Here is a 21,255-nt window from a genome sequence, read left to right as displayed (position 1 = left end):
CAACGCCCTTGCCATTCGGATTATCTTCCCCTCAGTCAGGGTGATTCAGGTTTCTTTCAACCTGACGGGTTTGCCAGCTTCGCTGGGCAAACAAAAAAGGCGAACCAACAGGTTCGCCTTAAAATCAATCAAGCTCTAGCAGCAAAGCTACTAAACCAACTGACGAAATATAAATAAGTCTGTGAACACACCCCTTATAGAATAAAGGCTAGAGGGCAGTAACAAATGAAATAAGTTTGTGAACACCAAAAATTATACAAAGAGCCTCATAAAGCTCACAAAAATTAGTTTGTGAACAGCTTAAGAAACAACAATTTATGTCAAATTTCAAACACCAACATACTGATTTTATTAATTTAATAAATAATAAACCTTGAATTCTAAGGCTAGTGCCAAAAAGGGATATTTACAAGTATTTAAGTCTACTAATTTGAAATTCTGACATGTCGAATGTCACGGCTGGATATGAAACCGTGAGCGAGGTTGGTATCCCAACTACGCTATTGGCATTTTAAGTAATGTTACCCTCAGACTGTTCAGATCTTACTACGTCGGTAACATCTTGGTATTTGAGCGGGCAGATGATCGTATAACCAAACTTTGTCATGTTTGTACAACCACATGTAAGCTGTCCCATTTTTTAATTTTATGTCATTGCGTCGCGGGCTTTGTAACTCATTGATCGTAGTCAAAAGAGATAAGCGCATTCGCTCACGCTTTCGTTGCTTTCGAGTATCTGCTCTCAACTCAACAATATCTGGGTGCTGGCTCAAAATCGTTTCAATAGCTCCTATTGAGCAATGACACTGCTTGGCAATATCTTGAGTTGGATAACCAAGAGCCAGTTTGTCGATTATTTCATCTTGCTCTGGTCTAAATATCTTCTGCGGACGAAGATCGAGTTCAATTTTGTGTATTACAGCCACTTTTTTAACAAATCCGATAGATACACGAAACTTTTCTGACACTTTCCTTAAGCTCAGTCCACTTGTCAATGCATCTACAATGGTCGCCTCAATGTCAGCTTCTGGCTTCCGAACCTTTGTCACTGGCGGACACTTTTTTACCCGTTCTGAGGTATTTGTAAATGACATTAGCGTAGCGATATCACCAAACAAGAATCCTATCAGAAGCAAGTGTTTGATGGGGGAATGACAAACGTCTTGATAGGCAAAAAGATTGGAGGGAAATGGAAGGCTGTGCTGCGTTGAGAGTGCATCCTTAAAACACGGATGATATGACAGCCCTTGCCAGAAAGCTGACATTTCTGTCCGCAACTGTTGCAGCCTGAGATGTCCACAAGATGTAGTAAATCCTCTTGCGATCAGCCTTGAAAAGTAACGCTCATATAGATCAGGTATCAGGCCTACAGTCTTGCCTAATATAAATGACTCATTAATCAGCAATGACAAGTGACGTTCAGCTTCGCTACCTTCGGGTGCCTTTATCGATTTACTATCGCTGACTATAGGCCAAACATCAAATTTCTTCCTACTAAGATACATGACAGACAAACGTTCATTGTGAAAAACACAGTGGGTTAAACCGGGTAACTGGTGTCCGATATGCCAATATGCTAATCCAGAGTTCTTTTCATCTGCCTGTGCACACTGCGGGCAATATTTCGCTATAGGCGTAAGCTTTTCTCTGGACGCAGTGATACCGAGCACTTTAAATACATGGTTGCCTTTGCCAACTTTAAGCGCGTCGACTGCACTCTCATACCGTTTTTGAGGGGTAAAAAGGCGATAAATTGGCAACACAGTGTGTTCTGTAATCCAACTATCGCAAGGAATGTTACTTTGGCCTTTTAAGTGAGGAATGACGGAAGGAAATTGCGAGCAAAACTGAAGAGAGCGTGAGCCAAATAGTGCTGATACGATGCGCTTATCCTTTCCTCCCCCGTGCGTAAGGACGACCCTCTGGATCACGCTAAACAGCGCCTCATCTGCAAATGGCCTTGGGAAAAAGCGTCCCAGTTGAACACTACGCACACTTACTCTCGTTATGTTCTATTGTCTGCGATTCGATAAAGCCGGGGCCTAAAAACACCCATGCTAGCAAAAGGTAAAAGACAGGCGAGTAGCGTTTGCGGTGTGAAAGTATCTGAGTAAGGCTAAACTTAGGATCTCTCTTTATTTCATTAATGGAACGAGTGCCCCGTTTAAGAAACGCCTCATATCCGGCTTGTCTAACCTTGTACGCAAAAGCAGAAGTATCGAAATCTACCTGTTTAGTATTTCTTTTTCTGGCTTGTCGAATATCGTCAGGCGTGCCTAAAAGCGTAGTGAGGTGCTGAATAATCGAATTTGCTAACCCTCGGCACTGGTACAATTTTTTATTCAATGCCAGCGTTTCTAACCATTGCTGAAAATCAGTAAGAGCGTCAATTGAACACGCTTCTTCATGCCATAAATCAGTAATACCATTAATTTCAAGTAAGTATGGACGGCGAAACTCAGCCGTTGCCTTTTGATAAGCGATTAATCTCGTGTTGTGGAAAGGACATCTCAGTAGCAACGGCGACTGGTGAAGGGTTTTCCAAAAGCCAAGCCCAGACGTCGACACACTTTCCTTCAAACAGACAGGGCAATATCGCAGGAAACTATGCGCTGTTTCAGTGGCAACTGCATATTCACCCGGCAGGGCGTAGGTAAGCGGTCGTCGTTCATTAAAAAACGTATTGTAGAGAGCCAATTGAGTAGCTTTTTCTAATACAGAACCATATTGGGTAAAGTCGACAGATGTCATAGTAGAAACAACCTCAATCCATTTGCCACTGATGTCCACTGTTGCGTTTTTTGTTTTCACTTTTCTCGAGTTAATTGATTGCATTTTGGGGACGGCTGATTGAGTAACCGCCCATCTTGTTATCGTTCCGTATAAAAATTCGCCATCAAGCAATACCGGAAAAAAACGAGGCTTTGATGAAGTCATAGTTTTCTCAACTCCCTCTCCGAACATACTCGCGGTCCTTTTACGCTAGTATGTAAGGTCCGTGGTTCGAGAGGCTCACCGGCTAATTCAAACTTATCGTCTCGCATCTGAGATAGTTCATCCTCTTTGTAGTCCCTGAGTTTCTCCATTTCCAATTCATACGCCTGAGCACTCTTGTTTTTTAATGCGCAAAGCGCAGGCTTGAGTTTTCGAAACTGATTATCAAAAACGGCCTTGAGAACATCACTGTATTGACTCGCTTCAGGACGTTTGCGATGGAGGTTATCCAGAAATAGACGCAACAGTTTGTTCAATACCTGATGTACGCCTTGGCTGTAATCATACAATTGAGCTTTAAACTCCTCAGATCGGGCGGGCGTGCGGTCAAATAAATATGGTGGGAGAAAGCAATCAATGAACTGTTGAAACTCATCATCAAAAAGAGACAGTCTTTCACACCGAATGTCCCGCCCAGAGGTGAGACGACGACATGTCGTGAACTTGTCGAGCGAACCATCATCGGAATCACTGTCGGTATCAAAAAGCTCAACACCCTCTTCGGTGCAAGTCATGATAATGGGCACACCTACGTTATTGAAAAGCGATTCCAGATATTGAATAGTAGGCGAGTCGTCTTTTTTCGCTTCTGCCAGCAATTTTTGGCATTCATCAATGTGTGTTATGCCAACTCCGAATCGTTCAGCGAGTAGTTGCATCTCAATTAGAAATGCATAGGTTCCTTGTTTGCCCTTGTACCACTGTTGCGTATATTTCGTACCAAGGAGTTTATCAATGGCCCTAAAAAAATTAACGCCAAGCGCTTTAATACTTTTCAAGTTTGATATCTCAAAAGACACTGTGGGCACTTGGTCAATAATTAGAGGGTGCTTTTGATAGAACTCGTGTCTAATTACGGGCTGAAACAGCCTAAGGATAAGTTGCACTCTTTCAGTCTTTCCAATACCAGATATGCCGGATAGCAAAGTACAACTGCCACTCGCTGTTTGTTTATTCTTGTGAGGGTTTGGCACAAATTTACCTCGTGCGACGCCAAGCATTTTTGCCTGCTGCATGGGTGTTATCGGGTTTCGATGCACATAGCCGTTGACCATTTCACTGTGAATATGACGATATATTTCATAATCAAGTGGCGATGGAATATACGCTTTTTCTAGTCGCTTTATATCACGTTGCGCATGCTCAAATGGCAGGTTGAAAAAGTTATAGGGCAGTTCCGGTGTGTTGGTGATAAAACCCAGAAACTCCGCTTCACTGTATTGAGGATACAGTGTTTCGATGAGTGGATTTCCCTGACATTCAATATCAAAGTGCGTGCGATACTCAGCTGGATACCATTCTTGGGGTTCGGCAAATGACATTAGTAAAACTCCCTTGATGATTTTGGTTTGGTCGGTGTTGTAGATTCGGATGAAGTAGGCCCTGAAGCATATGCATCCTGCTCAGGAAAATCTGGTGACATGAGCTCATCTGCTCTGGATGCATCTCTACGGACTTGTTCGTCACGCATAATGCGATTGTGCTTTTGGGTTTCCTTTTGATAAGTCCGCTGCGAATTAGCAGGCACGTCCGCTAATTCTTTTTGGTTAGCCTCAATACGCGCCTTCTGGCGTCGCTTGTTATACACACGTCCTGCCCGCTGACTGTTTTTTCTATCGCGCTGCACTTGCTCACGAGCCTTCACAGACTGCTCAAGTTCAAAAAAGCTCATATCCTCAAATTGCGAATATTGTGTCTTTAGGTCAAGTGGGTAAATTGTGTTGTTCTCCCGATAATAGACACGCTTTACGCTGCCTTTGGCTACAGCCACCTTGATTTCAGTCTTCGCACCTGAAACCTTATGCTTTTTCTGCAAATACCAACTTTCTAGCTCTTTGAAGTCACCGTCATATTGCAGCTGAGGATATTTTTTTAGCGTGATCCCGTCAGCATCAATGCGTGCTATTTGTTTTGGTAGCAACGTGTATCGAAGCGCCGGAATTTGCGCTTTAGGCACTGGATTTCCACCCGACATTTGATGCTTAATACTGTAATTCCATTGGGCAAGTGGCGTAGGATCAACATTTGCTGCAAGCATGTCTTGGTCTAATGAACACTCGCGGTCTGCTGTTTTGTTCATCAACACAATTTCATCTATTAACTGTGCGGTGATGTCTTCAATCGTTAACAGCGCTTGTTGACTTGCGTCTTGCTCCATAGCATCTTTGTCTTTATCAATACCTCCGTGATTGTTGGAGACAATTCTGTTGAGTATTCCAAGTGAACTTTCCGAGTCAGCCTTGAGATCGCCACGTCCTTTTGTAACCTGCTGACTTCCCTGAAACTTAAAGGGCGAAGCCATAATTTCACTTTCCTGCTCGTGTGGATACTCAACGCCATTGTCAATTTTATAAAGCATATGCAGATGACGCGATGGCCAGTCTAGCTCAGTTAAATCGACGCCATAGCGGGCAGCAAACTCAACTTTGTCCTCGATGCAATTAATAATGCATTGCGCGATATTATCCCAACATGGTGGTCTGAAACTGATGTGAAAGCCCAGAATAAATTTGGTGTAAACGTCTTTGGCAATCACTAGCCAAGGACGCCCAGCAGAGTATCGCCTATCATGCACATAAGGCATTCTTACGTGTATATCTAATTGCGTATGGTCGAACTCAACAACATGGCCTGCACCTACGACGCCATCTTTTGCGTCTCCACGCTTTGGCCTGTGGTCTTTGTCAAACTTATGCTGACCATCCCTAAATTTAATAAACATTTCTGGAGGCAGAAGCTGTTTGAAATGATACCTAAACGTATCCTGCGATATGATTTCACTTTGTGGATATGAAAATTCATAGTCTCGTTGCTGATTAATTGTTACGTGAGGTAAGTTGTATTTATCTTCATAGCGAACAACATACTCATCGTAAAGCCGAGAAATATCTAATTTTCCACCTCGAATAGATACTCTGTTATCGCGGACCAAGTCTTTAATGATCCTTTTGTCTGACTCGTTCACCCCTCGGTAATCAGAATAAATTCCGGGGCGCCCACGTTTCCTGCGTTTGGTATTTTTGTTGGTCTTGGTTTTACTATTTCTACAAATACCTGCCTTTTCAGTACCACAAAATTCAAAACCAAATGGCAACAACGCATTCGCTGTGAAACCAAATACAATATAAAGATTTAGTTTACGAGTAATCGTTGTGGTAGACCCATGACCTCGCTCTAAACAATATTGTTTTATTTCCTGATGCGCTTCACCTCTAAGATATCGCATCACAAAATAACTGAGCTCATAATGCTCTTGGGGCAGTAATGGCCTAATTACCTCTAACGCCTTATCACGGCGGCTTAACCATTCTTTCGTTCGAATGGTTAGTAATTCCTCATCAGACAGCCCCAGAAATTGCGGCATTATAATGGTTTGCGCATCATCACCTTTTTTAATGATATCGAAGGCCTCGGCAAATTCAGTGCGACTGAAAAGGCGAGGTTTAGACGGCTGTGCCTGACGGTTTTTTAGTTCGAAAGTCTCAGTATCATGAGAGTACCCCAAATACTGGGTGTAGTTGGCAACCCCAACACTAAGTGTCTGGGAATCGACATAACAGATGCCGAAAACATCGTCTTTTTTTCCAAATCCAGCGTGAATATCAAAAGTATCTTTAAATTTTACAAGTGTAAGTCTTACCGGCATTCCCCCTCCCTAAGCCAACAAAACTGGCTTGTGGTACACCAGTGGCACAGGTGCTTTGAGAGGAATAAGACCAGCCAAGGTCGCGTTTTTAAAAACTTTCTCTGCCGTGAATTGATGGACACCTATCAATTGCGCTATTTGAGTAAGTATGGCCCGCAGTGGTAGTTTTGGTGCTTTAGCCCAACGCTTTGCAAACAACCCACTGAATTGCGTTAGCTCATTACTCGACAGAGATGGATCATAGTGCATCGATAGAAAATCAAGATGCTTTATCCAATTTTTATCGACCCTGACAGCGCTTATCGGCTCGCATGGAATATTCCGAGCCGTCCAGAATGCCGTTTCAACTTTAAGCTTGTTATTAGTCCGGGAATTGGCACCCAGCTCTATCTCGTATTTGACAGGGTGTGCCCTTTTAACCAACGCTCCGCTTCGGTTTAGTGTCACGATAAGATCAGTACTCATAATGTGATGAATATCGCGCTGGTACTCATATGGGTGATGAATCTTGAGTTCTTGACAAATCTTCCACGTCTCTTTGATGTCAAGGGCGTACTGCTCGTCGATAGACACCACGTCAGGGCGCCAAATCATGTCCTGATATACCTTATACTCACCATCTGACATCAAATGCACAATTCGTTGCTGCTTTGGACAGAAAAACTTGTGTTTACGCCCCGTCGAGTGGAGTTGATGGGTTTCAAAGAAAGGTCGGTACGGACCTACCTCTATGTCTTTTCGCCATTTTCGATAGCGTTTCCACTCTGCTTTTGGAAGCAGGATCCGTTTTCGTGCTTCTGAGCGCATTTTCCTTTGTTTCGGTTTGTCTTGCATGTTTACTACCTCTTCAAATTTCGTCGTAGGTAATAATTAGTAGACGTCAAATGAGGAGACAGCAAATTTTTTAAAGACTTTTAACCCATTGTTTTAAATATCTTTTTTTGCATTAAATAGGTAGAATAGCTCAGCGCCTAGTTCACTACAGTTAATATTTCACGCTATACTTCGGAAAAACGCATAAATAACATAAAGTTATAAATTATCTTTTTTTTGATGAATTAAATTATAAGAAACACTTCATTCCAGAATCTATGAAACCAGACGTTTTTAATTCGAACAAAATATAAGCAACCTGTAGTATGCCCTTACCAAAATCAAAAAATTTGTATCATGAATCACGAAACAAAATACTCGGTGACTTCCTTCGAAAACATCGTGAAAGATTAAAAGCGACAACATCTGGGCCAGTATCATCACCGAAAAATGGATCTCCTCTAAAAAAGTTTACCCAAACTGAAGTAGCTTGTTGTCTTGGTGTAAAGCGTAGCTTTATAAACAAAATTGAAAACGGCCGATATAGACCAGCGAGAGATTTTTTGGAGCAACTTTGTCAGCTGTATAATATTGACGTTGAACGGACGCTGTTTATTGCCGGGTATGCAGATATTGATATGCTGCAAAAAGTAGCTAAGTCCGATACGTTTTGGAAAGTCGTCTCTGGACTGAGCTTACGACGCCTCTCGAATAAAGAGCTTTTGCAAATTATTGAGCTGTTCGAACTAGATGACTAAGTACTGGGCGCATTTGGTTGAGCGTACTTTTTCGCTGCTTGAAGGTTTGTTATTGATTTATGAGCTATAGTGATAGCGACGTGGTTTTGGTGATTTGTGGCTACCAAAACTTATCATCGCTGTAGTTTTTAACAATGTGAGTTCACTCATTCCAATGCTGCTGTCTTTCCTAACCTTGAGTCTATATGGGTGCGAATTGGAACAATATACCACGAAGACTTTAAGAAATTTTTATAGGTGTTGAGCTACTTAGTTCAGAGTCTTTTTTCAAAACGACAAAACAAATAAACTGCTCATTGTTAGCTTTTGATGGCGTGTAACTAAGCCGATGTCTCGCTCTTGGGGCTATGTTGTTATGCTTACTCAAAGGACAAAGGACTAAAACTTGCGTGTGAGCGCGGTAAAATCATTTCAAGCGGACTCGCTGAAGTATCAGAATTGAAGTTTTTATGAACGTCATAATAGTTGTTATTATTTTGTCGAGAGCAAACTTGCTTTGGGAGCTTATGCAATTATTGGCGTAAGGAGGCGTTTGAATAAGCGCCGCTTAAGCCATCTCACCAAATTTCATTTCAAGCACAACTTGCATGAGCCTCGCTCTATCCGTGGGAGTATTGAAGTAGCTCTTAGGCCCATTTAATTCCAGAACGGGAATATTCGTATTGAGCCATTCTTCTCTGAGCACAGGGTCATCGATAAGATCGGCTATCTCTGCCTCTAGAGCTTCGATTGTCACTTCAGGCTTGCACTCACGCTGATCCATTTTTATTCCTCATTAATCACAAAAAGTCTTATAAGTTTAGCAGCTAAAATAGGCTGGAATGAACTATGGCCGACACTAATCGACGATAGTTATTTTTCATCGCGAAGGCCTTCTGCGCGTTCTTCGGTTACAGTAACCACTTAATGATTACTGACAGTCATCAGTTGTCGCTTTTCACAACGTGATTACCGGCAGTAAACACAAAATGAGTACCAGACGCTACAGGGACTTGATTCCGCATTGCTATCTTCGTTGATTAATGTAGAGGTTGACGAGCTGGCTTAAGAAGATATTGAAAGATATTTTCGATATAGAACGCTTTTGCAAGTCAGCTGAAAACTGATAGCCCCGTCAGAAGAAATACGTGTTAAATCACTCGCTACGTAAAGTTTTCTCATACTGATAAGATATACGATAACTGTTAAGTTACCACGGTGCTTACAAGGTCATATCGATTTTCTCCTTCTACGTTCTTCTTTGATGCTATGTGCTTTTTTATTATTGCGTACGAGTGGCTTTTTGATATCGACGTATTGCCTCAGCCATTATCGAGTTGTCTTCCTTGCCAGCTTGTAACAAGGCTGAAGCTGAACCATTCACAGTGGGGTCTATAGCATCCGCAATCTCATTCGCCCATACCATAAAACGCGCTTTTTCTTCTTGCATACACCCTTGATAAACAGGTGCACTGAGAAGCGCATCAATAAACGCTCTGCAATCATTGGCACGTCGCCATTGCGTAAATAACTCTGTGAACGTGTTAATACGCGCGTGTTGAGTTCTGACGCGTTGCTCTATCGCCTCTTTTTGACGACGCTGCGTTTCCCAGCGCTGCTTTTCTGCCTCTCGCTCGGCCCTCACCACTTTCATATGTTCAGCAGAATTTTCTAGAGTATTGATTACATGCGCCAATTGGGTTTCAAGCGTCAGTGTGGCATTGTCTTCAAACAGTCCCTTGGAACCGCGTGGCAGAGCCCCTTCCACAATGAGCTGTAAACAACCACTAGGTATATTGATTTTCTCGTGCCAAATGGACTTGCCCTTGGCTTTCTCTTCCTGCTCTTTTTTGTCTAATTCGCGAGGCACCTGACGAAGGCGTTCTCGCAGCCTAAATGGTACTGACTCATCGTTAATTTTCACAATATTTGTTAACCGCTTGGCATAGCGATGCTTGTCCCCAGACACGGTCCATCCTTTTTGCTGAAAATGAAAGAATAATGTGTGCAAAATGACAATGGCTCTTGACTGCGTCGCTGGTGAGACATCTAACCTAGCCACTGAGTCGTTGTTATAAGCTTGTACCATCAAAAAATCATATTTAAACGACGGGGGTTTCATCGAGGTTTTTATTCCCTTGAGTAAAGGATAGGCTCGCAATGAGGTGGTGGGTGTGGCCAGTGGCGCTGATGTTAACCTTGTTTTTTCTCGTTTTGTCGATTGTAGTGGTGTCAAATCGATGATCCGTGTGGGTGACAGTGTGTCTAGCATAGCACTCACTGTCAGAGACTTACCTTACGCTTTTTGGGCCCAATACGCGCTTTTAGGGCGAGGCATGCCAACACTATCAATGAGATGGCCCAGTGCATGGTCGTTTAGACACCAGCGTGTTGCAAGGTGACTTGAAGGCGTAGACCAAATGGCCTCATACAGTTCAGCAGGAATCAAAATGGATACGGACATAATAAGGGCTCCAAAAGAACAGTCTTGCAAGCATAGTTCCTCACGAGCACCTTAGAGACAAAACAGGTGAACTACTCACCTTGTTATGCCGCCTTTTTACTCAACATAAGAAAAAGCTGCACTTCGTCTAAAACCAAAGTGCATGTATTGTTATCTCAAACATGAAAACGGAATGGCCAGACTGTGCTTTGCTTGCTTCCCATATAGGAGAAACGGATAACAGCGCTTATCCATTTCTCCTTTGGTAAACACTTGCTGTACACTCGATAAGATTACTTGTTGAAGTGTGAGTCTAATAATGGATGAACAAGCCTTGACGTTTGAAGTTATTTCATCTCCCGTGATCCCAAACTTAGTGCTTCTGTGGGTGTTGGGGTTCGCATTGCGCCAATGCGCATAACAGGAGAAAACGCAGTACGCTAATAAAGTCGTGGCTGTTGAGAGGTTGAAATTGCGTTTGATTGAGGTGCTTTTGATAGTGATAACACAGACGTAATTAAAGGTGGTCCTGACAGTGAAAGGGTAATGAACTAATAACCGGTGTTATGTTCAATGCCCTTCACATCCTCCTGATTTAGCGAGGTTTTCGCTCAACGGCGTCAATGTCGAAATAGGCATCGGGCTCGGTTTCATTTAGTTCCGTCAGTCCGGCCTTACGGGCTTGTCGCGCCGCCACGCTTTCGCCAAAGACCGCCAGACGCTCTGTCTCAAGCATCTCACTGACCCGCTTGGCGGATGTCAGCGCGATTAATCGCGCCGCATAGAGAAGCCCTTCAGCGTGGTATTTGAGTCAATCGTCCGGCTTGCCTGCCCTCTTGCGCTCAAAGCTTTTTTGCAGTTCTGCTTGGCAAAATATAAGGTAGTCTTCTGGATTCATAATACCCTCACGGTCATTTGAGTAGAAACTCCGCTAGTTTCCTTTTCCAGCTAGGACGTTTTCCGAAAGAAGCATAGCTGTTGTCAAAATCCCATTCTTGCCTGATATGAAAAGGAGTCCTCTCTGCGATAACTTGTTGTGCCTTAGCAACACTTGACTCAAGATTGAGTCCATCTAGCCATTTGGTCTTATCATATGTGACCGAGTCAATTGGTAGCTGTATAACTCCGTTTGCCGAGCGATTGATTATGACCCACTCTCCACTTTCCATGAAAATAGAATTTTTGTCGCCAAAGTGAAGCAAACTACTGCAATAGAGAACATCTGAAACATCAAACTCGTGATAGATCTGAATATCAGACAAATGGCTATATGCGCCGTTTTCGCACGAAAAAGAGTTAAGTGTATCCATTTCGAATTCAATATAATCAAGACCCAATATCTCAGCACAGTCTCTTATTCCCATGATTGTCTGTGCATAATCGTTATCTGTTGCTGCAATGTGACGAACTAACTTTACTGTTTTCAAGCCAGCTTTTTTCAGCTCAGTTTGAGTATGCGCATAGATCGTCGTCACTTCAGCAACCAACTCATCAATCTTTTGTTCGGTGAGCTGATTTAAGATTGCATTGATAATAGTTTCGTCATTGCATTTAGAACTGAGATAGCTTCTATCTTGGCACCAAGGGAGCCTTTTAAAACCTAAAGCAAGCTCAGTTAGATATGCTAATAATTGATAACCGTTGTCCTTGTTGTAACTAAATCCCACAATTGGCTTGTCTACTGACTTTAAACTACCCGCCCCAATGCCGATGCAGTTTGCTAATATCTCGTCCTTGATCTCGTAACGCTGTCTTTTCTGTTCCAAATGAGTGTAGTGGTAACCCCAAATATCAGATTGTTTGGTTAATTCCATAGACTATTTTTATCCTATTTTCTGTAGGGCTATTCAGAACACCAAACTTGTAGCTCTGCCATAGTCGTCTTCTTGATGAATAACTCTGTTGTGCCCAGAAGCTTAAGCATTTCTTCAGTGATTGAAGGTTTAAGGACACCCGGTTGAACTATCGTTACCTGAAACTCAATGGGTGTTGTTCGCGCTCTATTTTTCAGATTTTCAAATGTAGCAATGTTGCCTTTTAGAAATCGACTTTGCCCTTTACCTCGCCAAGCTGATTCTCGCTTTTTAACATGCCGATAGACATAAGCTAAGCCAACATGTTTCCACCTTACCGAACGTTGAGCTTGTCCACACACTTCATACAAATCATTCAGCCTTCTGCCGGGGGTGGCTCCATGAGAGTATTTGCAGTGGTATAGGCTCAGAATTATCTTATCTGGTAAAGATTTAAGAGCGACAAGGTCAGCAGCTTCCCCACTGTCGTCATCATTAATGATGATATCGAAATCATCTTCAATTAGTTTCCAAGTCTGATACTGAACAGAATCTGTTTTCTGACTGGGTCCCATCGACTCATTCGTAATATCAACCGTCCACTCGATAGGCGTTAAGTGCTCAGCGTCAAACATACCGATATCGTTTTTCACTTCGACCCAGTAACAGTTGTAGGAAAATGACCCATCCGCGTAGTATATAAATATTGGGTCTTTAACCATTTCTTCGATTAAAGACACTTCTTCCGAGTTGCCTATTTGGACCTTAATTTCTTCGCCTTCCTTAAGCTCATACTCGAAGCCCTTTGGTAGTTCTCCATCAATTACCAGTTCGTAAACAGTTTTGTTCTTTTCAGACTGAAAAATCAAAAGGGGCCGCTTGTTCGATTCATCCCAATTGACCTTTAGATCCACTTCGTACAAGAATGTAGGTTCATTGCCAAAATGAATCTTTACGCCATCCTCGAATCTTTGCTGGAGCTGCTCTCCCCACTGAATGGATACAGGTTTGAAATTGTGAGGCTTATCAATTCTCGTTGGGCGTAAAAAATCGCGAGTGATGTTGGCCTCATCAGCCTCGCCATTGGCTACTTTATCCCATGCATCCTTAACCCAATTGAGCCAATCAGCTATAGTGCCAGCCTGTGGTGACCATACTTTGCCTTTTCTTTCCGAGCATCCCCACAAAACCTTTTCACCATTTTCATAACCCAGTGCGGCAATATTACTCAGTGTTGATGCAGATCTTTCAACAGCACTTAATCCATCAGTAACGTTTGGCCCAAAGAACTGGGTAAAGCTGATAGCACCGTTTTGAGCGGAACCTAAGTTTGTCACGAGTGGGTATTCAATGTTGTTCAAAACATTGAATATTTGTTTTCCAGACATTACCGAAGCAGTTTCACCACATATTTTTTCGACCAACTTTTCTACTTGGAATCGCTTGTAATCATTGGAATATACAAACAGAGCGCTTCTGGTTTCATCCCAATGAGCAATCAATATCTTGTAGTTAATATCATTAATTTCTTTAAAGTGGCCCCATTTTACCGCCGTGCTTTTGACTGCTAATAGCACCAGAATGTTCTCTTCCATTGATATTGAGTGCCAGTATTCATCGAAGGAGAGATCTAGCTCTGCAAATCTATCTGGTTGCCATTTGTCACAATCGGTTTTAAAAAGCATTGCTGAGTGAGATGGTCTAAGATTCCACAGAGAGAGCTGGTCATGAAGATCGCCTTCACTTTTAAGTGAATCGACAACTTCCTGTAAACGCACTTCACGTTCGATTTGGTTTTCTGACAGACGTCTTAATACAACGTCCCAATCAGCGCCTAAGGCATACAGTTTTTGCAAAGCGCCTTCTACACCGGGGTCTGCGATATTGACCACGACTTTTGCTACATCAAGATTCTGCTCTCTCGATACGCGTGTGAAACGACCAATAAACTGCAATGTAATCGCTAAACTCTTATGGTGATCATGAATTGCAGCCACTTTTAAATTGGCAAGATCATAACCTTCACCAAGCATGTCGACGCAGACAACTAGTTTAGAGGTCTTAGCTTTAAGAAGATTTAAGCGTCTATTCTGCTCAGTTTTAGATAAATCTGAATGAACCAATATTGGATTTAACTCGGGCGCAAGACGCTGATATAGCTTATACACAAGCTCCGCTCGCGCTTTACTACGAACTCTAGCCATCATCAGGTGGTCATAGCCATCTTTGAGGTCCTCATTCAATAAAACAAGAGCTTTTTCGGCTATTGCCTCGTCCATTTGCTCTTGGAAATACTCTTCAACAGGCTCTAGCTGGACGCTTGTAAAGTATCCAGCTTGCTGTGCTTCACCCATGGTGTAGTTGTATATAATCTTGGCACCAAGGCTCTCTGTATCATTTCTAAAAGGCGTTGCTGTGAATTGCAAAACGCGCTTTCCTTTAAACTGTTCCTTGATTTCATTCCATTTCTTAGCCGATATGTGATGAGCTTCATCAACGAACAGGTAATCGCAACCCTCACAAAGGGTGGTCAGCACATCAGGCTTAGAAAATTTTGAATTGAGAATTTGTGGCGTGGCTATGATGACATTTGAGCTATCTAAAATTTGATTTGCGTCATCTACAGATTTAATGCCCTGCTTAATCTTGGTGACCGCAGGGTATAGCGTATCTTGCTCTATAACGCCCAGCTCTTTCAAGCAGCCAAGTGTCTTAAACTTTTCGCCTATTTGGTCCCTTAGTGAATTAGAAGGAACCAGTACCAAAACTTTACTGCATCTATGATAAATAGTTGTAGAAAGCATGGTTTCCGTCTTCCCGGTGCCTGTTGGCAGAACAACGGTACAAGGTTCAACATTACTTTTTGAAAACTCGGCCGATATCGCGTGTAAAGCTCCTACCTGAGGTGTTCTAAGACCACGAATTAGTAGTTTTTCGTTTTCTTCTCTGAAACTGAATTTATTAACCCATGATTTTGCTACTTCAGATGGAGAGAGTTTAGGAGTAAATTCCGACGGAGACTTTAACCACGACAGTTTCGTGTCCTTTGAAATAGAATCAAAATCTGATGTTTTTCTTACTTTTAAGATAGGTAAGTCGGGATATTGGCTAGTATCGCATTTATTATTTTTGATGATTAAATAATCGCCGTGATTAGCATCATCAACTACTGTTGCCTTCAATACACCCTTTGTTTCTGTTGGGATAATTGTTACTTCACTTTCTTTTTCGGTGAACAGCAACCTCTCTACCTTGTTGCCTTCAACTTTAATCTCTTGAGACCAAATCTCCGGTACAACGATCCTTACTTTATATGTCACATTCATTATTTACTTTCCCTGTATTTATTATATTGTCAATTTGCAAAGGTGCGACCACACTCCGCCTTATTTCGAATCAGGCCTAGCTTTCTTCACAGCTGGGGCAAATTGTCTGCGTGCCCGTGGACATCACCAATAATGTCAAACATACTACTCCTCTCTCAGTCTCCAGTTTGCTGACTAGGCGAAAAAATATGCATCGCCATCTCAATACCTTGACCATCATGTATCACTGGGGCGGGGACTGTTTCTTTCTCACGCTCAGGCGCTTGAGCGATGCACAGACACTTCATCGCATCTACGATGTCATCCTTTGCCAGCACTTGTCGAGCATACTGACTAGTCGCTTCCTCATACAACTGGGGGGCCCACTCCAAATACCTCTTAAGCAATGCCAATCGCTCTGCGATCCCATCCGAATTTTTCTTTTTGGTCAGCAAGGGGTTACCACCGTTTAACATACAAAACCCGAGCTCTGGATGGGCCTCGCTGATCACCGAACGCAAAGACGCATCACGCTGCAACAACTCGTCAACCTCACGAATTTTGGCAAAAATGTTATAGGCTTGCTGCGAGAGCTTTTTACCTGTTAATCGCTCACTGATCCGACATGCCTCTTCATACGTGTCTGCATAAAGACAAGGCCTTACTGGCGCAGGAAACACTGTAGAGCCTCTCGGCTTGAGTGCTTTGCGGGCTAGCGAATCACAACTACGCGCTTGTGCACCTTCGTCATACAGGCCGATTGGAATATCGATGACTACTTCAGCAATATTTGTAAACCTGTCAAACAGCTCAGTAATCGTCTTTACAATACCGTATTTGATGTCAGAGCCTTGAGATCCGATATAAAACCAACCTGCGCGACACCCATCCACACCAAACTTCCACCCATCAGCCTTACAAACGGCTTTCAACTTATCGGAGGGCATGTTGTAGCCTACCTCCGGGTCGGAGGCGTTGTAGTCACTGACAATGTCCTGCCAGCGTTGGAAAAGCTCATCTGAGGAAACCTCATGGTTTTCCCAGAGTACTTGTCGCCGTATCGTGTAATCGACTCGCTCATGTACTGGAAGCGTGGCAATTTCAGCTCGATATTTTGGCCAATCAAATGCGCTAAAATCGTCCCCACCTTCATCAGAGCAAATGCCGATGAATATTTTACCTGTGGGATATGTGAACTTAAGTATCTGTGCCATATCGATTTAAAACACCATTGATATATCGGGGGCATGAGTTAACTGACCATTTAGTTGAGAAGGTAGTTTAAGTCGGTCTCCATCGTAAGTTTGATGATGGATATCAAAAGGGACAACCCATAACCTGAGTGAAGACGAGAACTCAAACGCACTAGTCAGTGGCGCAGTAAACTTATCATTCGAGGGGTAAATCAGTACTAAATCACCTTCACCTTGAAGATATTTATGCCCATAGGCATGCATTTGATAGAAGTCCTGCTGAGAGAGTAAAAATTTATCGGTTCCATTCGCTTTACTGGCATCAATCAATTTCCACTTAGTATCCAGCACAAGCTTAAGCTCGCCGCCGTTGTAGACTGCAATATCGGGCTTAAGCCTAAACATGCGTTTCGCATCATACGTCGCAAGATGTGATGTTTGCAGTTGTCCTTTTACGGTGAATGGTGGATGTAGTGTTTGTCGAAGGACCGACTCCACGTAGCTTTCAAAGACCGACTCTAATGGGAACAGCAGCGAAAAGGCATGAGCATCGCCGCGCATAGAAAGCGGAGAGATCCCTTCTAAAATGAGCTGTGACCATGCAACGGGCACTTGGTAATGTTCCATGCCCCGAGATAAGTTTAGCGTTTCCTTTGATATGGCCTGCACCGTTATGGGACTAACATCAGCGAAAACAAACTCAAGCTCACGCGCCAATCGTTGATTTTGAGCAGAGCGCGTCATCAACAAGACTTTTTGCAGCGCAGCTTTGATTAGCCTGTTGACAGTGATATCAGGCACGTATTCATCATAATCAACGCAAAAACGATGCTGTTGGACGAGATTGTGTTTAAGCTGCGCATTGATATTCAATTTGCCTTTCAAATAGAAGAGATTATCCGATTGAGGCTGATAGTCCCGTTTTATGCCACGTTTAACCAACTGATTTACACTCGACAGAAACTGCCCGATGAAGATCTCAAGCAGCGGCATCTTGTACTTCTCAAGGTGTGCAGCGGCTGTTTGAATATGACGATACATGCCGAGCGTTCTAAGCATATTCAGTAGCGATCGTCTTGAATCTGAAACCGCATCGTTATGCTCCGCATGTTTGACTATTTTAGGCAAGATCTCTATCTGAAAACCATCTGGCGTTACTATAACGCCGACATAGTTGAGAAACTGTATAGTTTCTACACCACCAACACTTTTCAGACGCAATAGCTTAGATTCGTCATCATCACATAGGCTCAAATGGCGCAGGTATTGATACGCTCTTTCTGGAATGACACTGACTTTGGGTATGGCTCTGTCATTGCAAACCGAGCAAACGTAGCCAAACTCAAAAACCTGTTCATATCCTACCTGCATTCAATGTCACTCAGCTTTTGGGTTATAGATATTTTGATATGCGAGCGGATTATCCCAAACATCAGCTGACGGGAGGGCAAGATCAAACGTCTCATTTTGATTCACAAAGCTATCCAACTCATGATTCGATCCAAACAATTCATCAAAACTCGTTGATAATATTTTCACAAACTGTAGTTCGTCAGGCTTCTGGTTATCGCCCAATACAAGACGGATTTTGTTCCAATCATCGAAGAAATATTCTTCGAGAAGCGGAATGATTTTATTGAGGAACACCAGCTTCAGTGAGTTAAAAGCGTTAGCTTCATCACCCTTTTGAATAGCCTTTACGACAGGAACAAAAAAGGCATGCCCCAAGGTGTGCTCACGATCATACATGGCCTCAATTCTTGCGTTCATCTTGTGCAGTAATGCATCTAATTGAATGCCTTTTACCACTTGCCCCGACAAAAGTGAGTAATTAGGCATCATTTCAACGAAATCAAAACGACGCCTGAGTGCGGTATCCATCATCGCGAGGGATCTGTCTGCTGTGTTCATCGTTCCGATTAGATACAAGTTTGCAGGCACTGATAAAGAAGCCTCGGAATAGGGTAATATGACTTCAATAGATTCTGTCCCCCCATTAAATGAGCGCTTCGAATCTTCAATCAACGTAATTAGCTCACCAAATATCTTTGATATGTTCCCTCGGTTAATTTCGTCGATAATGAGCACGAAGTTTTTCGGAGGCTCTATTGGACCACTATTTCTATTAGCATAACTTTTTAAATGTTCAACAAGTGGTTGGTAGTAAACGTTAAGACCACCCTTGACCACCTTGCTGCCGTTAAAGATGGCCTTTAGAGTCTTAATGGCGAGCGAGTGTTTACTGGTGCCATTCGCCTTCTCAAAGTGAATAGTGTTTTCAGTGACTTCTGTCACGCGAAACCATGCCTTTTTGGTTGAGACTTTGATACCGTGTTCATCATCAAACTCTTCTAAAAATGCATCCCAGCAGGTTTCAAAGCCTTCGTATGCAGAGCGTTGAGATTTCACAATATTTTTTGAGGCAGATGTACATATGCGCTTAAAGATCCCAGCTTGGACTTCGTAACACACTTGTCCGTCCTCTGTAACCGCACGCAGCCCTTCTACAAATTCTTCATACCCGTAGCTTTGATGGAAAGTGACAAATTGAATACGTTTTAGGGTAACAAGCTCATCATACTTTGCTTTGAGATCTTCTCGCGAGGTATAGGTAAATGAAGGCTCAGCGGCTAAAACAGCGGCCTCGATAGTACGGTACGTTTTACCTGTGCCCGGCGGGCCATAGAATATTTGGTTTAGGGCAGTTTGGGCTGAATAATCCTGACTTTTTTCTTTTATACCCTGCATATTTATATCATCAATTATTCCTAGCTCTGCCAATGCTGTTTTCAAGTTGTCTTTTAGTCGCCATATAAATCCCTCTGGCAAATGCTCACCATCAGCTATCAATTGCCACCAACCCGTAAAGCGGTTTTTAATATCCTGCTTATCGATACCAAAGTAATTAGCGATGCGTTTACTCAGTTGGCCAATCCTTGCATTCACTGGCCCCACGTGCGCTAGACCTAAATCTTTTGCCAACTGAGACGCCGTTATTTTTGATGCAGAAGAGTTACCCATCGCAGACAATAATTTACGGCTATTTTTGTTGACCACTCCATCAGCTTTTAGCACTTCTTTGTACTGCTCCACTGTAAGGCTTAATGGTTTAACTCTTTGCTGGTTTATTTCAGACTCAATAAGACTGTCATCAATCTTATTTTCTTCTTCCAATAATTCAAAAACATTCCACACGGCAATATTGATTTTGAAGTCATCAAATTCGTCAGGAACCTTTTCTCTCAATGCGTTTTTCAGTGCAAAATTATTCTCATACCAATTGCCATTAAGATTAAGCCCTAAATTGAAATGGCCATTGATAAAGTTCGCAGCCAGATTGAATGCAGGCTCTTTTACTGAGGAAGTGACTTTATCGGGAACTATAGCCGCAAATGCTCTATTAAGAAGTGCACCGTAGAACTGTCTAAGCGTGCCCTCACTTTTTAAGTCTCTCATCTCTTGAATACCAGCTTCGTACGTTTCTGACGAAGGTGACTCAATGAGCTTTTTTGTTAATAAACGTAACCTAGGTTTAGCCCGTTCAAATTCCTCTTTTGATGTATTACCTTGCATAAGACTCGATACCGCATTATCTCTGACATACCACAGTAGCTCTAAAGCGTCGTCAGATATGGGATCTGCTATGATTTTTTCGTGAGTTTGTTTGTATCGTTGATACCAATGTCTCTCTCGACTGATGTCTCTATCAAAGCATTCAGAGATCATTGCGGGTATCGAATCAAAGTGTGGCATATCTATTCCTTGAATTTAAATGCAAGCCCATTTTAGCCATCAGAAGCTTTTACCTTTACAAAAATACCTGTCACTAAAGGCATCTGTCACCATCAATGGGGCAAATCTGATATTAACAGAACATGATTAAAGATTACTCTTTAATGCTTGTCTGGTTTTCTGCAACTAATAAGCAAGAGTTAACCCTAAGTATTGTTGTGCATCTTCAGAAGTGTAGGGTCCATGTAAATTACTTGATTGTATTACTTCACAGGCTACGCTTGGAACGTCAAACTCTGATGTTAGAACCGAATACCTGTTATAACTATCCGCCCAGACCTCATAGAACCATTCATCTAAATTATCAGCTCCACCAAAACCTTTTAGGTCGGTGTAAAAGCTCTCTCAACTAAGGTGACCGTCATTAAAGGAGTTCACAAACGTCCGTGTGTATTCTTCATTTTCGAAAAGTAAGTCTCCAGCAAATAAATGATCAAAAAGCTCTGAAATATCATTAAATTTTGTTTTCAAAAAACGTTTTCCTTAACATGCTAGTTATCAAGTGACCTCCTATTTAAGCATATTTTTTTCGCGCGTCA

14 protein-coding genes are annotated in these 21,255 nt (G+C 42.5%); 1 reads left to right on the top strand and 13 read right to left on the bottom strand.

Translation table 11 applies throughout. From position 1 onward, the window contains the following. Positions 1-536: 536 nt before the first annotated feature. The 5 genes from MHN09_RS16625 to MHN09_RS16605 are packed head-to-tail and all read right to left on the bottom strand — an operon-like array spanning position 537 to position 7,474. Positions 537-1,994 carry a TnsD family transposase gene (locus MHN09_RS16625; protein ID WP_239241509.1) on the bottom strand — a complete coding sequence of 486 codons (1,458 nt, stop codon included), beginning with the start codon at positions 1,992-1,994 and terminating at the stop codon, positions 537-539. Continuing rightward, positions 1,987-2,937, bottom strand: a complete 951-nt coding sequence (locus MHN09_RS16620) for a TniQ family protein (RefSeq protein ID WP_239241508.1) — start codon at positions 2,935-2,937, stop codon at positions 1,987-1,989. Before MHN09_RS16620 ends, MHN09_RS16625 begins: the two co-directional genes overlap by 8 nt. Further along, complete coding sequence (locus MHN09_RS16615; RefSeq protein ID WP_239241507.1) at positions 2,934-4,316, bottom strand: AAA family ATPase; 1,383 nt, start codon at positions 4,314-4,316, stop codon at positions 2,934-2,936. The genes MHN09_RS16620 and MHN09_RS16615 overlap by 4 nt, the downstream gene beginning before the upstream one ends. Continuing rightward, the gene (locus MHN09_RS16610; protein WP_239241506.1) at positions 4,316-6,640 is read right to left on the bottom strand and encodes a hypothetical protein; all 2,325 of its coding nucleotides are present in this window, start codon (positions 6,638-6,640) and stop codon (positions 4,316-4,318) included. Before MHN09_RS16610 ends, MHN09_RS16615 begins: the two co-directional genes overlap by 1 nt. A gap of 9 nt (positions 6,641-6,649) precedes the next feature. Beyond that, complete coding sequence (locus tag MHN09_RS16605) at positions 6,650-7,474, bottom strand: TnsA endonuclease N-terminal domain-containing protein (RefSeq protein ID WP_239241504.1); 825 nt, start codon at positions 7,472-7,474, stop codon at positions 6,650-6,652. A 305-nt stretch (positions 7,475-7,779) separates the two neighbouring features. On the opposite strand from MHN09_RS16605, the gene MHN09_RS16600 reads away from it, so the two are divergent. After that, the gene (locus tag MHN09_RS16600) at positions 7,780-8,211 is read left to right on the top strand and encodes a transcriptional regulator (protein ID WP_239241502.1); all 432 of its coding nucleotides are present in this window, start codon (positions 7,780-7,782) and stop codon (positions 8,209-8,211) included. Between the two features lie 547 nt (positions 8,212-8,758). On the opposite strand, the gene MHN09_RS16595 is transcribed toward MHN09_RS16600, so the two are convergent. The 8 genes from MHN09_RS16595 to MHN09_RS16560 all read right to left on the bottom strand — a co-directional run bounded on the left by MHN09_RS16595 (position 8,759) and on the right by MHN09_RS16560 (position 20,677). Continuing rightward, complete coding sequence (locus tag MHN09_RS16595; protein ID WP_239241500.1) at positions 8,759-8,974, bottom strand: hypothetical protein; 216 nt, start codon at positions 8,972-8,974, stop codon at positions 8,759-8,761. A gap of 498 nt (positions 8,975-9,472) precedes the next feature. Further along, the gene (locus MHN09_RS16590; RefSeq protein WP_239241498.1) at positions 9,473-10,312 is read right to left on the bottom strand and encodes a hypothetical protein; all 840 of its coding nucleotides are present in this window, start codon (positions 10,310-10,312) and stop codon (positions 9,473-9,475) included. Positions 10,313-10,486: 174 nt separating this feature from the next. Beyond that, a complete protein-coding gene (locus tag MHN09_RS16585) occupies positions 10,487-10,654 on the bottom strand; it encodes a hypothetical protein (RefSeq protein WP_239241496.1) in 168 nt (55 codons plus the stop codon). Positions 10,655-11,544: 890 nt separating this feature from the next. Further along, positions 11,545-12,447 carry a hypothetical protein gene (locus MHN09_RS16580; RefSeq protein WP_239241494.1) on the bottom strand — a complete coding sequence of 301 codons (903 nt, stop codon included), beginning with the start codon at positions 12,445-12,447 and terminating at the stop codon, positions 11,545-11,547. Between the two features lie 29 nt (positions 12,448-12,476). Beyond that, positions 12,477-15,752: a DEAD/DEAH box helicase family protein gene (locus MHN09_RS16575; protein WP_239241492.1), complete on the bottom strand. Its 3,276-nt coding sequence runs from the start codon at positions 15,750-15,752 to the stop codon at positions 12,477-12,479. Between the two features lie 155 nt (positions 15,753-15,907). Next, positions 15,908-16,945 (bottom strand): DUF429 domain-containing protein, encoded by a 1,038-nt coding sequence (locus MHN09_RS16570; protein WP_239241490.1) that lies wholly within the window; start codon positions 16,943-16,945, stop codon positions 15,908-15,910. Between the two features lie 6 nt (positions 16,946-16,951). Continuing rightward, positions 16,952-18,295 (bottom strand): McrC family protein, encoded by a 1,344-nt coding sequence (locus MHN09_RS16565; RefSeq protein ID WP_239241488.1) that lies wholly within the window; start codon positions 18,293-18,295, stop codon positions 16,952-16,954. 6 nt (positions 18,296-18,301) lie between these two features. Next, positions 18,302-20,677: an AAA family ATPase gene (locus MHN09_RS16560; RefSeq protein ID WP_239241486.1), complete on the bottom strand. Its 2,376-nt coding sequence runs from the start codon at positions 20,675-20,677 to the stop codon at positions 18,302-18,304. Positions 20,678-21,255: the final 578 nt, after the last annotated feature.

The organism is Alteromonas sp. MmMcT2-5 (assembly GCF_022348315.1).
Classification (GTDB): domain Bacteria; phylum Pseudomonadota; class Gammaproteobacteria; order Enterobacterales; family Alteromonadaceae; genus Alteromonas; species Alteromonas macleodii.
The sequence above is the reverse complement of the archived record's forward strand: the minus strand, read 5'-3'. Positions and strand labels throughout refer to the sequence as shown.

Bases quoted from the DNA above. Each gene is read 5' to 3' on its own strand.
- MHN09_RS16620 (WP_239241508.1), bottom strand. From the start codon at position 2,937: ATGACTTCATCAAAGCCTCGTTTTTTTCCGGTATTGCTTGATGGCGAA.
- MHN09_RS16615 (WP_239241507.1), bottom strand. From the start codon at position 4,316: ATGTCATTTGCCGAACCCCAAGAATGGTATCCAGCTGAGTATCGCACG.
- MHN09_RS16610 (WP_239241506.1), bottom strand. From the start codon at position 6,640: ATGCCGGTAAGACTTACACTTGTAAAATTTAAAGATACTTTTGATATT.
- MHN09_RS16605 (WP_239241504.1), bottom strand. From the start codon at position 7,474: ATGCAAGACAAACCGAAACAAAGGAAAATGCGCTCAGAAGCACGAAAA.
- MHN09_RS16600 (WP_239241502.1), top strand. From the start codon at position 7,780: ATGCCCTTACCAAAATCAAAAAATTTGTATCATGAATCACGAAACAAA.
- MHN09_RS16595 (WP_239241500.1), bottom strand. From the start codon at position 8,974: ATGGATCAGCGTGAGTGCAAGCCTGAAGTGACAATCGAAGCTCTAGAG.
- MHN09_RS16590 (WP_239241498.1), bottom strand. From the start codon at position 10,312: ATGAAACCCCCGTCGTTTAAATATGATTTTTTGATGGTACAAGCTTAT.
- MHN09_RS16585 (WP_239241496.1), bottom strand. From the start codon at position 10,654: ATGTCCGTATCCATTTTGATTCCTGCTGAACTGTATGAGGCCATTTGG.
- MHN09_RS16580 (WP_239241494.1), bottom strand. From the start codon at position 12,447: ATGGAATTAACCAAACAATCTGATATTTGGGGTTACCACTACACTCAT.
- MHN09_RS16575 (WP_239241492.1), bottom strand. From the start codon at position 15,752: ATGAATGTGACATATAAAGTAAGGATCGTTGTACCGGAGATTTGGTCT.
- MHN09_RS16570 (WP_239241490.1), bottom strand. From the start codon at position 16,945: ATGGCACAGATACTTAAGTTCACATATCCCACAGGTAAAATATTCATC.
- MHN09_RS16565 (WP_239241488.1), bottom strand. From the start codon at position 18,295: ATGCAGGTAGGATATGAACAGGTTTTTGAGTTTGGCTACGTTTGCTCG.
- MHN09_RS16560 (WP_239241486.1), bottom strand. From the start codon at position 20,677: ATGCCACACTTTGATTCGATACCCGCAATGATCTCTGAATGCTTTGAT.